The organism is Acinetobacter sp. XH1741 (assembly GCF_041021895.1).
Taxonomy (GTDB): domain Bacteria; phylum Pseudomonadota; class Gammaproteobacteria; order Pseudomonadales; family Moraxellaceae; genus Acinetobacter.
In genome coordinates, this window is record NZ_CP157428.1 from 2703525 (window position 1) to 2718656 (window position 15132).

Consider the following 15132-nt stretch of genomic DNA (forward strand, 5'->3'; position numbering starts at 1 on the left):
GAATTCTGTATGATTATGTACAGTGAATTAATGCCATCATCATGGATATGACAATGACTCTACGTAATGATTGGAATCGTGAAGAAATCCAAGCTTTATATGAACAACCTTTTTTGGATTTAGTTTTCAAGGCTCAGCAAGTACATCGTGAGCACTTCACTGCCAATACAATTCAGGTCAGTACCCTTTTATCGATTAAAACGGGTAAATGTCCTGAAGATTGCAAATACTGCTCACAATCGGCACATTACGAATCAAAACTAGAAGCAGAAAAACGTATTGCTGTTGAAAAAGTGATTAGCGAAGCAAAAGCTGCAAAAGATTCGGGTTCATCTCGTTTTTGTATGGGTGCTGCTTGGCGCAACCCACATGAGCGCGATATGCCTTATGTACTAGAAATGGTGCGCGAAGTTAAAGCATTAGGTATGGAAACCTGCATGACTTTAGGTATGCTTAACCAATCTCAAGCAGAACGTTTAAAAGACGCTGGTTTAGATTACTACAACCATAACCTTGATACGTCTCGTGAATACTATTCTCATATTATTAGTACCCGTACTTTTGATGATCGTTTAAATACACTTGATTATGTTCGTCAAGCTGGCATGAAAGTATGTAGTGGCGGTATTGTAGGTTTAGGTGAAAGCCGTGAAGACCGTATTGGTTTGTTACATGAATTAGCTACCTTACCTATTCATCCAGAATCTGTGCCAATTAACATGCTTGTTCCAATTGAAGGCACTCCATTAGCTGATGTTGAAAAACTAGACGTTATCGAGTGGATTCGTACAATTGCTGTAGCACGTATTGTTATGCCACATAGCTATATTCGTTTATCAGCTGGTCGTGAATCTTTAAGTGATTCAGATCAAGCTCTAGCATTTATGGCTGGTGCAAACTCTCTGTTCTCTGGTGATAAATTGCTTACCACTCCAAATGCAGGCGAAGGTAAAGACCAAGCCTTATTTAACAAACTAGGTTTAACTGCTGAAAAACCAAAACCTACAGTTTCTGATTTGTCAGTAGATGCAATGAGTGCTTAAGGCAGCTAAACACATTAAAAAGCCCTGATTATTCAGGGCTTTTTTCATTTATATAGAGGTTACTAATATTCCGTAACTCGCATTCAGAAAAGTTCCAACTCGAATGATATCCCTTCCTGCAGCATGTGTAACTGATAATTCTTGGCTTAACACATCAAAGTGAAAAGTTTCAAAAACATCTTGATGGTTTAAAAGCCATAGAATGGTATCTGAAATATTTTCATCCGCGATATAAGTCAAAGCTTTATAGTCTTTGCTCATGAATAACTCTAATAAAAAAACTTGGTAAATTTTATAGGAGATATTCAGAGCTTAAAAGAAATTTCCTTACGCCGCTTTAGGATTTACGAGTGAATGTCCAGACAACAAGCTCGTAAGCGCTTTAGGTGAGAACTCTAAAGAAAGTACATGATTCTTTAAATTAATCGAATGTCGACTAATCAAAGGCAATAACCCTTCCTCAGTTTCTAATACATACTCATCAGCAATATTTAGAATGCCCTCTAAATTGGTTGTACTAGACGCTAAGTCATGACTAAAAACATCGTAAATTGTTTGTAAATTAAACGTCGCGTTTTGTTCTGTAGGATGATGAAGTAAATAGTCTCTTAAAAATAAGACTAATTTATGGGCAAAGAAAAAGTAATTTGGTTTATAACTATATTTCATGTTGTTCATGGAAACAAACTCCAGACGATGTTTTATTGAATTACAACTAAAACACTAGGAATTAAACCTTAAAAAATTCTTAAAAAAATAAATATATTTATATAATATTAACAAATGAAGTTTGTCCATAAAAAACAAATACTTAAATATAATAAAAATATATAATTTATATTAATTTTTTAAAGAAAAACTTAACTTAATTAAATTCAATTACTTAAATTAAACTCAATATGAAATTATTTTAAATAAAATAAATTTATAATATTTTACCATCTGGTATAAAATAAAAATTAACTCAAATTAAATACTAAAAAATAACCAAACAAAATATGTAAAAATATAATGTAATTCTTGTTTTTTAATTGAAAGCTGCTATATTTCCACCGCATTACTTAATCAGAATAAAAGTACTGTAAAGTAATCTATCTATTTTAAGAGTACGTTTCGGGGATTTCATGAAAAAATTTATTTTTATTGCGGCTACTTCTCTTTTTAATATTACAGCAGCACAAGCAGCGGACGGTACAATAACGATTAATGGTTTAGTAACAGATAATACATGTACGATTGACACAGGAGATAAAAATCTTACTGTAAACCTACCAACTGTATCATCTCAATCTTTAAAAAATACTGGTGATGTTGCAGGCCGCACACCCTTTCAAATTAATTTAACGAATTGTGCATCAGCAGGTAAAGTTGCTACCTATTTTGAACCAGGTGCAACGGTCGACTTTAATACTGGTCGCTTATTAAACCAAGCTACATCTGGTGCAGCTGCTAATGTCAATATTCAGTTATTAGGAAGCAACAATGCAGTAATTCCTGTACTGGCTAAAGGAGCTTCAGGTGCACAAGATAATTCACAGTGGGTGAATGTTTCTGCTGGTGGTAATGCTGATCTTAACTATTATGCTGAATATTACGCTACGGGTGCATCTACTGCTGGTACTGTAACCTCACAGGTTAAATACACCATTATCTATCAATAAATAAAAACCAGCTTCTATTACTAAATAGAAGCTATATCTCATCTATTATTTATTATTGAGAATATGACTCATGCTTTTTTGTGGTCGTCAGTTTTTTTGGGGAATGGCTTTTCTACATGTAGCAATTGCTACTACAGCCCATGCCGAAATAGTACTTCATGGTACACGCGTTATATATCCATCAGACGCTAGAGAAGTGAGCTTACAACTCAGCAACAATGGTACTGCACCCTCTCTTGTTCAGGCATGGATAGATGATGGCAATGCTAAATCGACGCCCGATGAGTCAACTGTACCTTTTATTATTACTCCTCCTATTTCGCGCGTAGAACCGACTAAAGGACAAACCTTAAGAATTACAGCATTACCTAATGCATCTCAGTTAAATCAAAATAAAGAAAGTGTTTTTTGGCTTAATGTTTTAGATATTCCTCCAAGACCCGAAGGTAAAAAACAAGACAATAATGAAGTATTACCTAATAACTTCCTTCAATTAGCGATTCGTTCACGGATTAAATTCTTTTATCGACCAGTGAATTTAAAAGAAGCTATTGATACATCCAGTGAAAAAATTCAGTGGAAGAAAAATGATGAAACGTTGCTTATTAAAAACCCAACGCCATATCACATTACAATTAGCTCAATTTTTCAGGACGTAAACGGCAAAAAAATAGACTTATTAAAACAAGGTTTAATGCTATCCCCTTTTTCTGAAGACCAAATAAAACTTAAAAATAACAATATAAACAATATGAGCTTTATTTATATAAACGATTACGGCGGGCGAATTGAGCAAAAAATAAGGCTGTAATTTATCTATTTTTAAAATTTGAATACCTATCCATGAATAGGCCTAAAGACTATGTCAAAATGGTTCATACCCCGTATATGCTTTAAAAAGCGCACTACATATTATGTAGTATGTACTATAGCCATTAATGTGCCCTTAGCTGCATATGCTTCAGACAATATAACTGGGGTAAATGTCTTAAAAGCAGACTTTGATACTAATTTTTTAGTAGGCAATGCACACAAAATTGATATTGGTCGATTTAAATATGGTAATCCCATTTTACCTGGTGAATATAGTCTTGATGTCTATATTAATGGACTGTGGTTAGGCAAACGTAAGTTTCTTTTTAAAACAACAAATTCTAATGAAAATGCAAAGACCTGTTTTACAGTAAATATGCTTTTAGAGTACGGGGTCAAACCTGAGGTACTCCATAAAGAAGCAACTCACTCAGCTACTTGTAATGATTTAGGTGAATGGATCAAAGATGCTTTTTATTTATTTGATAGTTCTCGGTTAAGAATTGATATTTCGATCCCACAAGTTGCTTTACAAAAAAATGCTCAAGGATATGTCGATCCACATTTATGGGACCGTGGTATCAACGCAGCTTTTTTTGCTTACAATGCTTCAGCCTATCGTATTGTAAATAACAATCATGAAACAAATCATGCTTTTATGGGTACGAATGTCGGTATAAATCTTTATGACTGGCAATTACGCCATACTGGGCAATGGAAATGGCAAGATCACAACGAAATCCAGAATAAGATCTCTTCTTACACATCAAATAATACATACGCCCAAAAGGCATTTCCTAAACTCAATAGTGTCGTCACTTTAGGAGATTATTTTACCAATAGTAATTTTTTCGATGCCCTACCTTATCGCGGAATTAATATAGCAAGTGATGACCGCATGCTGCCTAATAGTTTGCTTGGATATGCTCCTCAAATTCGAGGTTATGCAAAGACTAATGCAAAAGTTGAAGTCCGCCAGCAAGGAAATTTAATTTATCAAACGACTGTTACACCCGGAAGTTTTGAAATTAATGATCTTTATCCCACAGGCTTCGGGGGTGAATTACAAATTTCCATATATGAAACTAATGGTGAAGTTCAAAAATTTTCTATTCCCTATTCTTCAGTCGTAGAGATGCTACGCCCAAAGATGAGCCGATATTCTTTTACTTTGGGACAGTTCAGAGATGCCAATATCAGTTTAAAACCATGGTTGTTACAAGGTAAATATCAAAGAGGTATTAATAACTATTTAACAAGCTATGCAGGGTTTCAAGCAGCTGAACATTATCAATCTTTTTTAATAGGCAGTGCATTTACTACCCCAATTGGTGCAATTGCATTTGATGTGACTCAATCAAAAGCCGAGTTTGATCAAATGCCAACACTGACAGGACAAAGTTACCGTTTAAGCTATAACCGCTTATTTGCTCCAACGAATACCAATTTGACTTTAGCCACCTATCGATACTCAACTGAAAATTATTTGAAATTAAGAGATTCAATTTTAATTCAAGACTTACAACAGCGAAATATTGATAGTTTTTCAGTTGGAAAACAAAAAAGTGAATTTCAGATCACATTAAATCAAAATCTTCCAAATCAATGGGGCAATTTTTACCTAGTAGGTTCATGGATTAATTACTGGAATCAACCCACTCGTAATCAACAATTTCAATTTGGATATAGTAATCAATTTAAGGATCTAACTTACAGTGTTTCGGCCATTACTCATGAACTTGACCAAGAAAATCAACGTTCAGAACACGAAACACAATATTTGTTGTCTTTATCTTTTCCACTTAAATATAAGAAAAATACGGTTAATTTTAACAGCTCTATATCCGAAGATAACCCAACTTTGGGCATGAGTGGTTTCATTGGAAACCGCTTTGAATATGGCTCATCAGTTTCATATCAAGACCAAGGCCAAACAAGCGTAAATATTAATGGGACTTATCGTACTAACTATACAACGGTGGGTGCTTCATTTAGTCAGTCTGATGCATATCAACAAGAAATGATTAATTTAAACGGAAGTGTGGTTGCGCATTCTCAAGGTATTTTATTTGGCCCGGATCAAGCTCAGACCATGGTATTGGTCTATGCACCTGAAGCTACTGGTGCACGGGTTGGCAATACAACAGGACTTAGCATTAATAAAAAAGGATATGCAGTTATCCCCTATGTTACCCCTTATCGTTTAAATGACATTAGCCTTGATCCTCAAGGAATGCCATCCAATGTTGAACTTTCGGAAACCAGTCACCGTATTGCACCGTATGCAGGCTCAATAACCAAAGTCAATTTCTCAACAAAAACAGGCTACGCTCTCTTTATTAGTACCCAAATACCTAATGGTGGCCATCTACCATTTGCCGCACAAGTTTTTAATCAAAACAACGAAGTGGTTGGAATAGTCGCTCAAGGAAGTCGAATTTACTTACGTACCCCACTAACCCATGATCATCTTTATGTGAAATGGGGAGAAAGTAATACCGAAGAATGTCAACTCGAATATGACATTCAATCAAAAATCTCACAGGAAAAACAATCAATTATTATGACAGAGGCAATCTGCAAATGAAAAAAATAGTTATAAGAAGTGGTTTATTGATCACTAGTTTATTTATTTATAATCAAACCTATGCGAACTGTACTTTAAGCAAAGGGTTTACCACAGTCGATATTCCAATAACCATTGGTACGATTGTAGTTCGCCCAACCGACCCAATAGGAACAGTTCTACAAAAGAATACTTTTAACATTTCACCAAATAATTCTACTGCAACGTGTAACCGTCCCGGTGACCAAATTACAGCGGCTCTACCTCTAAATTATCCAATTAGCTCAATAGGCAATAATGTTTATGCAACCAATATTCCGGGTATAGGCATTCGAATTTATCGTGAGGCAACTGACTCATCAAATTCTTCTGGCTATTACCCTTACAAACTTACATTGACACCTCATACCGCATATACACTTTCACCAGGCTACATTGTCCTAGAAATTATTAAAACTGCTGCTACTACAGGTTCTGGCGCATTGGTGGCTGGCCGTTATAGTACCTACTACGTAACAGGACAACAAAATCGGCCCTTTTTAACAACTACAGTGTTAGGTGGCTCGCCTATTCTCATTGCGTCTTCATCTTGCGAAATTCAAAGTGGTATAGATACGGTTGTTGAGCTTCCTACTGTGACAAAATCAGGTTTTAGAGCGATCGGCTCCACTCAAGGCGAGAAAAACTTTAACCTCTCCATCCTTTGTAATGGTGGTGAGAATAACTCTGGTGTTCCTACAAGTAACACATTGAGCTTAAGCTTTGACTATAATTCTGATACTTCAAACAGTCAGGTTATTAACAACAGCGCGGCTGAATCAACCAAGGCTAACGGTGTTGGTGTTGAGCTTCTATGGAACATGAATGGTGCAAATAATACGATTCAAAAAGGAAATAAACTAGGTATTGGTACAGTAGGCTCCAATCAAACAGTTCAATATGATGTGCCATTAACTGCCAGGTACTATCAAACCGCGACTAATGTAACCGCTGGTGAAGTGAAAGCAAATGCAACGGTCACGATTCAATATGATTAGATCAATTTCGTACTTTCTGCCTACTGAATCTTAAGAGGATATAATGAGAGATATTGAATGAATAAATTTATATGATTAATTTTTAATTAAGACTAAAAAAGCTAACTTTTAATGTGAATTATTTTTTAAATTTTACTAACAAATAAATTAAAAAAATGCTCATAAGCGAAAAAAGCTAATGAGCATTAGTGATAACCACTTAACCTGAAATACAAATTGTGGGAAATAGATCACAATTTGCATGACTATAATTTCAAAATTCAGCTTAAATATCAAGTCTTTTTTTTAATAAAAGGTTGATAAAACAGCTTAAGTAGCTAATTTTAAATAAAAATAAATTTAAAATATAATTTGTTAGCCCTATTCTACAGACTTTCTAAAGAATTATCATTCTATTAATGAAGAAAATATGAATTTTATAGAGACAACCGTGCAGTATAATTAAAAAATCTCTCAAGTAAGAAGATTGAGTAAAAAGTAAAACTTCTTATTATGCAATTCTATAAATTATAAAGTTTTACATAACATATAAGAAAAAAAACATAAACAAATCTAGAAATACTCTTCAATTACCATCTAACTTCAAGTGTTTACAACAAAACAGCATGCTTATTTTTTGGAAAATATTGTGTATTTTATTACTCTGTACACGACAAAAATAGATAACTCATTGAAATAATGTCATAATAATTGTTTTCTAACGACGAATACTATGACACATCTCAATGAGTTATATCTTATCTTAAACAAATCTCTAAAATGGAACAAGTCACATTTAAAGTGCTTTGCGCTCATCATGCTTGTGATTATTTTAAAGCAAACATGTAATCTTTCTTCTGCATCTAAAGCCTTGCCCATCAAGTGCTTACCACAATCATTTTATCGACGTATGCAGCGCTTCTTTGCAGGTCAGTATTTTGATTATCGTCAAATTTCTCAGTTGATTTTCAATATGTTTTCATTCGACCAAGTGCAACTGACTTTAGATAGAACCAATTGGAAATGGGGAAAACGAAATATTAATATCCTGATGCTCGCAATCGTTTATCGTGGAATAGCGATACCTATCCTTTGGACATTGCTTAATAAACGTGGAAATTCAGATACGAAAGAGCGCATTGCTTTGATTCAACGCTTTATAGCCATTTTTGGTAAAGACCGTATTGTGAATGTGTTCGCAGACAGAGAGTTTATCGGTGAGCAGTGGTTTACATGGTTAATTGAACAAGACATCAACTTCTGCATTCGTGTTAAAAAAACTTCATTGTCACCAATCATTTAGGAAAGAATCATAAAATTAGTGATTTATTTCGCCATCTTAAAGTTGGTCAAATTGAATGTCGTAAACGACGGATTTTGGTTGGTCGGGTGAAACTATATATAAGTGCACTACAGTTAGAAAATGGAGAGCTTTTACTCGTCGTTTCTCCTCAGTTTAATGCCAATGCTATTCAGGATTATGCATTACGCTGGGAAATTGAAACCTTATTCAGTTGTCTCAAAGGACGCGGGTTTAATCTTGAAAATACGCGCTTGACAGACCCTAGACGAGTGAAAAAATTGATTGCGGTGTTAGCTATAAGCTTCTGTTGGTGTTACTTAACGGGTGAATGGCAACATGATCAAAAAAAAGCGATAAAAATAAAGAAGCATGGACGACTCTCAATGAGTTTATTTCGCTATGGTTTAGACTATGTTCAAATGGCGATTCAGCGTTTAATTGGTTTTGGGAAAAAAGAAGAGTTTAAGGAAATTTTGGCAATTTTAAGAAGGCAGAATCCTGATAGGATAAGGGTTCTGTGAAATTTGTCGTGTACAGAGATTTTATTATTAAGTTTAGGGGCCTCGGCAATTGGTTTTGGTATTAGTCATTTAGATTTTTTCTTATTTTTTATTGGTTTACTTTTTTTAATATGCTTTATTTTAGCCCTAAAACAAGGTCGGGAAGATGCAGGCTATTTTCCTGAATGATCAATACGTTAAGTAACCTGATAGCCAGAAGTACAAAAGAGTGATTGAATACGTCTAAAATTAATTTAAATAAAAAGGATTAACTTTAAAGTATGTCTAGAAAATCCTCGGATGCGGGCATCTTTTTATGGATGACTTATCAAACAATGCAGAATATGGGTTTAGATGCTGCATCTATTTTTGCTAGTGTTAATTTGCCCAATCAGCCTCCAGATAAAAATGTTCGCCGCGATAATTCAACACAAAATCGATTTTGGACAGCAGCCGAAAAAATTAGTAAAAATAAAGATATAGGCTTACATGTTGGGAATCAAATGCCTACCTTTAGAGGGTTGGTTATTGAATATCTTTTCTTAAGTAGCCCTACGTTTGGCGATGGTTTAAAAAGAGCATTAAAATATCAAGCTCTACTTACAGACGTCTTTAACCTTTCACTTACAGTTGAGCAAGATAAAGCTATTTTATCGGGCTTTGATCACCCAGTAAGACACTATCTAGAAGCAGCAATAGGTATATTTATCAGTTTTTTTAAATATATTACTCATAACCATTTTAGCCCCATAGAAATTCATTTAACTTTTCCAAATGGAGCTGCACCTGAAACTTATACAGAAATTTGGCAATGTCCTGTAGTTTTAGGCCAACCATCAGGATCTATCATTTTTTCTAGTACTCTTTTAACTCAAGCCTCACCTGCCGCTGAACCAGAATTACTGAGAGTCCATGAAAATATTGCTGAGCAACAATTAATAAATTTAGAAAAACATCAATTGATCGACGCAATAGAACGTTTGCTTGGAAATGGGCTTCTTGAGTCTGGTCAATTTGACCAAAATTTTATTGCTGAGCAGTTAAATCGAAATCCTCGAACACTTCGTGCTGATTTACACGCCATTAATACGACTTATGAGCAAATTTTAAATCACTACCGAGAAAAGCTAGCGAGAAAGTTACTCGCAAATACTCAAGAAACTATTGATCAGATTGTCTATTTAACTGGCTTCTCTGAACCTTCAGCCTTTACAAGAGCTTTTAAGCGTTGGACAAATGAAACTCCAAGTGCTTACCGACAACGCAAACAAAAAGAGTCAAATTGATTCTAAAGGCAATGATTGTATTGCCTATTCGGTCAAAGAGATCGAAGTTTCTTCTTTTAGAATGACTTTAAATTGTAATTCATGAGAAGTCACTATTATGCTTGGACTCCCTGTAGGTATTTTCGTCGCTAATGGTCTTGAATGGTATTTTCATAAGGTTTGGCTACATGAATATCCGAGTCAGTATCGTAATAGTCCATTTTTTACCCATATCGCACATCATAAACGCGCTCGTTTAAATGGCTTTCAAGATGAGGGTTATGCTGAATCAATGTTTAAGAATGCCGAAATGTATAATGAAAAAACAGCATTACTCGGATTAGCTGGAGCCGCTACTATTTTTTTACCAGTTGCCCCTTTTTTTACGGCTGGGCTTTATTACGGAATATGGAATTACTGGCGTGTACATTCAAAGTCCCATTTAGACCCAGAATATGCAAAAAAGCGGATTCCTTGGCATTACGATCATCACATGACCAGCAATCAGAATGCTAACTGGTGCGTTACCAAACCTTGGTTTGACTACATTATGGGAACAAGGGTAACAACTGAAATGTCTCAAACTGAAACCAACCCTTTAGGTATCAAATTACCAAGGTTGATAGAGAAACCGATTAATTTTGTTGCCCGAAGCATACTTGCCAAAGCGTATACTAAAATTGATTTAAATTCTGATCGGGACCAATCTAATTTACGTAAAGGGATAGAGGTAAGTCTAGATTAAATATTTATCGACTTGGATAAGCTGCTAAACCCTAGCAGCTTTTAGACTGATATAAGTTCGTTTTTAATTCAAAAAAGCTAGACTCTAAAAGACTCAAAACAACCCATAAGAAAATCCATTACTACGCGTACAGCCGGACTATGCCTTAAATCCTCATGTGTTACCAACCAGATTTCTGCACTCATCGGTTGATCATCCGGAAGTCTCACCAAGTTGCCAAGTCCTCCTAAAAAATCAGGTAATACAGCTAAACCTACTTCACCGCATGTAGCTCTCCACTGCAATTCAGGATGATTAGTAACCATTATTGGCGCTTTATTATTTAATCTTTCTTTTAATTTTTGTTGTTTCTGCCCATGTACTCCCCCAACCTCCGCACTAATCCACTCATAATTTTCTTGATCTGTTGAAGCTAAATAATTTGGTGCAGCATATATTCCAAACGGAATTTCCCCAACTTTACGAGCAACTAAATATTCATCTTTAGGTCTGCCAAACCGTACAGCAATATCAGCTTCACTATGCTGTAAAGATACATAATGGACATCTCCCAGTACACGCAATTTTAACTGTGGGTAATGTCGATAAAATTTTCCAAGATGAGGCATGATTAAATGAGCAGCCGTTAATGGAGGCATACTAATAGAAACAGTACCCGCAACCTCCTGCTGTCCAGCCTGAGCAAGTCGCTCAATGGAAAACGTTTCTTCCATCATACGAGCTACAACTTGGGCAAGCCGCTCTCCATCTGGAGTAAGTATGTAGGTACGTGGCCTGCGATCAACTAACTTTAATTTTAAATTATGTTCTAACTGCGCGATTCTTCTTGCAACAGTGGCATGGTCTACGCCTAATTTTCTTGCCGCAGCTGAGAGTGATTTCTCTTCAGTAAAAACTGAAAAGTAATGTAGATTTTCCCAATCAATCATTGTGCAAATTTTCACATCAGAGATGAATTAATATGGAATTGTACACCTTTAAGTGATTATTCAAAATAAAGACATTCTTTTTTCGGAGCCCAATCATGAATAAAACAATGATCTATGCCTACATCGGTGTTGTGGTCACAATGCTGTTTTGGGGCTCAGCATTTAATGCTATGTCTTATATTATCCAACACATGCCTCCGCTTTCAGCAGCGGCTGAACGTTTTACAATTGCAAGTATTGGCCTATTTATTGTTTTTTCAATCATGGGGAAATTACGTTGGGCGGCTTTACGGCAGAATTTATTTATCTATTTGCTTATTGGAGTTATAGGGATTGCTGGTTTTAATATAGGTTGTTTCTATGGCTTACAAACCACATCGGCGGTTAATGGTGCTTTAATCATGGCAACTACCCCATTGATCACTTTACTGTTAGCCATTTTACTTGATGGTGAAAAACTAACTCTTCCTAAGGCGATTGGCGTCATCTTTGGGTTAAGTGGTGTACTCTTTGTTATTAGTCATGGTCATATTTCAACTCTATTGCATTTAAAAATAGCAATTGGTGATCTATTTATTTTATTGGGTGGTATTAGTTTTTGCTTAGCTAATGTGCTATCACGCCTTTATGTAAAGAATGCAACTCCTTTAGAAACGACCACTTTTTCTATGATGTTCGGTGCAGTAACTTTAATTATCTTAAGTTTAATCTTTGAACATCCTTTTAAAGCTATATCGATGGCCCCTATTACAGCGCATCTAGCTATGGGGTATGTCATTATTTGCTCTACCATGATTGCTTACTTATTTTGGTTTAATGGTATTCAAAAATTAGGTGCAAGCCGAGCATCAATCTTTTTTAACTTTGTTCCAGTTTTTAGTATGTTAGTTGCACTATTGGCTGGTCAAACATTAAATGTTTGGCAACTTATAGGGACTGCTTTAGTGATGTTAGGCGTTATGTGTAGTGGAGGTTTTATTCGAATCAAGCGCCCTACACTTATTACCACCCCTTGCACTAAATAATGATCACACAAATTCATCTTAATTATTGCGTTGTAACAAACAATGTATGTTTCTTTAAAACTTAACAAATGGTTGCCATATATAGTTTTAAAACACAACAAGGAGAAATTAAGATGAATTTGGATTTCACAACAATCGAAAAGCAAGCGAAATTGCTAAAAGAAGAGCAAGAGAAACTAGAGCAACAAGATCATGATTTTCAGTTAGCCTTAGACAAGCATCGAGAATCTTTAAAAAATTTATTTAAAGAGCTTTTTCATGATCGAGAAATTAAAACCGAGAATGGAGGTCAGTTTTGTGTCGTATTTGGTGATTTTAAAATATCTTTATTAATTGAAACTGCCAAATTTGAAAATGGTGTACCCGTCAAACTGAACTCTGTTAACCCAATTATTGTCAAATTTAAGAAAGATAAAGCCGTTGCAAAAGCTCAATTCTCCGATGCAACTCAATACCTCGATAACGCTTTAGAAACACCACATTATCAGTACTACTACAAACATGAAGACAAAACTCAACTAGTTCAATTTTCGGAATTACCTGCATTTTTTCAAGCTATTCTTAATGCCGAAGTTTGAAAATCAGCCCTCACTAGAGGGCTTTTTATTAACTTCTTTTACGGCTTAAACACACTCATCTTTATAAAAAACCTCATAACTCTGTTCTAGTTTTTTAGCACATCTCAATTTATAAGCCCAAAATTTTATAGCAATGATTTAAGCAAACCCATTGCTTCTTTTTTAAATAACTTGTATATACATGTTTGTATTTGTTTATACAAAATGGATTCTAATAAAAGATAAGCTCTTAAAGGATAAGGAGAGTGACATGGACTCATCAACTGGGAAATCGAAAAGTGGGTTTGTTGAGAACCGAAGTATTGACTTCATTCCAGAAAATGAAAGACACGGCAGTATATTCGCCCAATTTACACTTTGGTTTGGTGCCAATTTACAAATTACAGCTATTGTGACTGGTGCATTGGCCGTTGTCTTAGGTGGGGATGTATTTTGGTCGATCATTGGACTATTCATTGGTCAATGCTTTGGTGCCGCTGTTATGGCTTTACATGCAGCTCAGGGACCAAAACTTGGCCTTCCCCAAATGATTTCGAGTCGAGTGCAATTTGGAGTCTATGGCGCATGTATTCCAATTATTCTCGTTTGTCTTATGTATATTGGTTTTACCGCTACGGGTGAAGTCCTAGCTGGTAAAGCACTTGCCCACCTTGTACAAGTGAGTAATACAGCAGGTATTTTAATTTATGCTTGTTTTATTATTATATTTGCAACGATTGGCTATCGATTAATTCACTGGGTAGGAAAAGTCGCGAGTATTATCGGTTTAATTGCATTTATTATCATTCTTACTCAAATTTTAGCTCTCTCTAATTTTTCAGAATTACTCGCGGTACGTCATTTCAGCTGGTCATCATTTTTATTAGCTGTATCTCTTTCTGCATCTTGGCAAATCTCATTTGGTCCTTATGTTGCAGATTACTCCCGCTATCTTCCTACAAAAACCTCTTCAACTCGGGTGTTTTGGGCAGTTGGTTTGGGGTCTTTAGTAGGTTCACAAATTTCTATGATGCTAGGTGTATTCATTGCTCAAGTATCAAACGGGAGTTTTGTTGGAAATGAAGTTCAGTATGTCGTAGGTATGAATCCAATTGCTCTTGTAATCACTTTTTTATATTTTAGTATTGCATTTGGAAAGGTCACTTTATCTACACTCAATGCTTATGGCAATTTTATGTGTATTGCCACTATTTGGAACAGTTTTAAGCCAACCGGACAGATTTCCAAATTAACCCGTCTTTCTATTGTTCTTGTCATGGTTCTCATCTCGACATTTATTGCAGTTGTCGGTGAACATACATTTTTAAGTGCATTTAAAGCTTTTATTCTATTTCTTCTCACTTTCTTTATTCCATGGAGTGCAATTAATTTAGTTGATTACTATTTTATTTCTAAAGAAGAATGTGAGGTAGAGGCACTATACGACCCAAATGGTAAATATGGTCGCTGGAACACGATTGGTATTGCTTGTTATTTTATTGGGATTTTACTTCAATTACCTTTTATTGATAGCAAATTCTATAAAGGTCAAGTTGCTCAAATGCTAGGTGGAGTTGATTTATCTTGGCTAGTCGGTTTGCTATCGACTGCACTTTTATATTATGTGTTAGCCAAAAGGGCTCAAATAAAGGTTTCAAAAAACCTTGAGCTTGAACGAATCAAATAATTTTAAATTGAGATATCAAAGC

14 protein-coding genes are annotated in these 15132 nt (G+C 35.2%); 11 read left to right on the plus strand and 3 right to left on the minus strand.

The window, feature by feature from the left end; genetic code table 11:
• Positions 1-53 precede the first annotated feature (53 nt).
• A complete protein-coding gene (gene bioB, locus ABLB96_RS12875; protein ID WP_309455644.1) occupies positions 54-1043 on the plus strand; it encodes a biotin synthase BioB in 990 nt (329 codons plus the stop codon).
• 48 nt (positions 1044-1091) lie between these two features.
• Here the strand turns inward: bioB and ABLB96_RS12880 are convergent, their stop codons facing one another.
• Together ABLB96_RS12880 and ABLB96_RS12885 are read right to left on the minus strand one after the other, a co-directional pair.
• Positions 1092-1304 carry a hypothetical protein gene (locus ABLB96_RS12880; RefSeq protein WP_348897213.1) on the minus strand — a complete coding sequence of 71 codons (213 nt, stop codon included), beginning with the start codon at positions 1302-1304 and terminating at the stop codon, positions 1092-1094.
• Between the two features lie 66 nt (positions 1305-1370).
• Complete coding sequence (locus tag ABLB96_RS12885) at positions 1371-1721, minus strand: hypothetical protein (protein ID WP_348897214.1); 351 nt, start codon at positions 1719-1721, stop codon at positions 1371-1373.
• 446 nt (positions 1722-2167) lie between these two features.
• Between ABLB96_RS12885 and ABLB96_RS12890 the strand changes: the two genes are divergently transcribed.
• The 7 genes from ABLB96_RS12890 to ABLB96_RS12920 all read left to right on the plus strand — a co-directional run bounded on the left by ABLB96_RS12890 (position 2168) and on the right by ABLB96_RS12920 (position 10912).
• A complete protein-coding gene (locus tag ABLB96_RS12890; RefSeq protein WP_348898539.1) occupies positions 2168-2704 on the plus strand; it encodes a fimbrial protein in 537 nt (178 codons plus the stop codon).
• 70 nt (positions 2705-2774) lie between these two features.
• Entirely contained in the window at positions 2775-3515 is a 741-nt protein-coding gene (locus ABLB96_RS12895; RefSeq protein WP_348898540.1) for a fimbria/pilus periplasmic chaperone, read from the plus strand.
• Positions 3516-3566: 51 nt separating this feature from the next.
• Positions 3567-6104 carry a fimbria/pilus outer membrane usher protein gene (locus ABLB96_RS12900; RefSeq protein ID WP_348898541.1) on the plus strand — a complete coding sequence of 846 codons (2538 nt, stop codon included), beginning with the start codon at positions 3567-3569 and terminating at the stop codon, positions 6102-6104.
• On the plus strand, positions 6101-7120 hold the full coding sequence (locus ABLB96_RS12905; RefSeq protein ID WP_348898542.1) for a fimbrial protein: 1020 nt from the start codon (positions 6101-6103) through the stop codon (positions 7118-7120). The genes ABLB96_RS12900 and ABLB96_RS12905 overlap by 4 nt, the downstream gene beginning before the upstream one ends.
• Positions 7121-7832: 712 nt before the next feature.
• A protein-coding gene (locus tag ABLB96_RS12910; protein ID WP_085947913.1) for an IS4-like element ISAba1 family transposase occupies positions 7833-8923 on the plus strand; the annotation gives its coding sequence in 2 pieces (ribosomal slippage) (positions 7833-8373 and positions 8373-8923; 1092 coding nt in all).
• Between the two features lie 260 nt (positions 8924-9183).
• Positions 9184-10188 carry an AraC family transcriptional regulator gene (locus tag ABLB96_RS12915; RefSeq protein ID WP_348898045.1) on the plus strand — a complete coding sequence of 335 codons (1005 nt, stop codon included), beginning with the start codon at positions 9184-9186 and terminating at the stop codon, positions 10186-10188.
• 97 nt (positions 10189-10285) lie between these two features.
• Positions 10286-10912: a sterol desaturase family protein gene (locus ABLB96_RS12920; RefSeq protein WP_348898044.1), complete on the plus strand. Its 627-nt coding sequence runs from the start codon at positions 10286-10288 to the stop codon at positions 10910-10912.
• 77 nt (positions 10913-10989) lie between these two features.
• Here the strand turns inward: ABLB96_RS12920 and ABLB96_RS12925 are convergent, their stop codons facing one another.
• A complete protein-coding gene (locus ABLB96_RS12925) occupies positions 10990-11841 on the minus strand; it encodes a LysR family transcriptional regulator (protein ID WP_348898043.1) in 852 nt (283 codons plus the stop codon).
• 95 nt (positions 11842-11936) lie between these two features.
• On the opposite strand from ABLB96_RS12925, the gene ABLB96_RS12930 reads away from it, so the two are divergent.
• The 3 genes from ABLB96_RS12930 to ABLB96_RS12940 all read left to right on the plus strand — a co-directional run bounded on the left by ABLB96_RS12930 (position 11937) and on the right by ABLB96_RS12940 (position 15110).
• On the plus strand, positions 11937-12866 hold the full coding sequence (locus ABLB96_RS12930) for a DMT family transporter (RefSeq protein ID WP_348898042.1): 930 nt from the start codon (positions 11937-11939) through the stop codon (positions 12864-12866).
• Between the two features lie 113 nt (positions 12867-12979).
• Positions 12980-13444 carry a hypothetical protein gene (locus ABLB96_RS12935; RefSeq protein ID WP_348898041.1) on the plus strand — a complete coding sequence of 155 codons (465 nt, stop codon included), beginning with the start codon at positions 12980-12982 and terminating at the stop codon, positions 13442-13444.
• Positions 13445-13694: 250 nt separating this feature from the next.
• On the plus strand, positions 13695-15110 hold the full coding sequence (locus ABLB96_RS12940; RefSeq protein WP_348898040.1) for a cytosine permease: 1416 nt from the start codon (positions 13695-13697) through the stop codon (positions 15108-15110).
• Positions 15111-15132: the final 22 nt, after the last annotated feature.

Coding starts and splice junctions, on each gene's coding strand:
- bioB (WP_309455644.1), top strand. CDS start 54: ATGACTCTACGTAATGATTGGAATCGTGAAGAAATCCAAGCTTTATAT.
- ABLB96_RS12880 (WP_348897213.1), bottom strand. CDS start 1,304: ATGAGCAAAGACTATAAAGCTTTGACTTATATCGCGGATGAAAATATT.
- ABLB96_RS12885 (WP_348897214.1), bottom strand. CDS start 1,721: ATGAACAACATGAAATATAGTTATAAACCAAATTACTTTTTCTTTGCC.
- ABLB96_RS12890 (WP_348898539.1), top strand. CDS start 2,168: ATGAAAAAATTTATTTTTATTGCGGCTACTTCTCTTTTTAATATTACA.
- ABLB96_RS12895 (WP_348898540.1), top strand. CDS start 2,775: ATGCTTTTTTGTGGTCGTCAGTTTTTTTGGGGAATGGCTTTTCTACAT.
- ABLB96_RS12900 (WP_348898541.1), top strand. CDS start 3,567: ATGTCAAAATGGTTCATACCCCGTATATGCTTTAAAAAGCGCACTACA.
- ABLB96_RS12905 (WP_348898542.1), top strand. CDS start 6,101: ATGAAAAAAATAGTTATAAGAAGTGGTTTATTGATCACTAGTTTATTT.
- ABLB96_RS12915 (WP_348898045.1), top strand. CDS start 9,184: ATGTCTAGAAAATCCTCGGATGCGGGCATCTTTTTATGGATGACTTAT.
- ABLB96_RS12920 (WP_348898044.1), top strand. CDS start 10,286: ATGCTTGGACTCCCTGTAGGTATTTTCGTCGCTAATGGTCTTGAATGG.
- ABLB96_RS12925 (WP_348898043.1), bottom strand. CDS start 11,841: ATGATTGATTGGGAAAATCTACATTACTTTTCAGTTTTTACTGAAGAG.
- ABLB96_RS12930 (WP_348898042.1), top strand. CDS start 11,937: ATGAATAAAACAATGATCTATGCCTACATCGGTGTTGTGGTCACAATG.
- ABLB96_RS12935 (WP_348898041.1), top strand. CDS start 12,980: ATGAATTTGGATTTCACAACAATCGAAAAGCAAGCGAAATTGCTAAAA.
- ABLB96_RS12940 (WP_348898040.1), top strand. CDS start 13,695: ATGGACTCATCAACTGGGAAATCGAAAAGTGGGTTTGTTGAGAACCGA.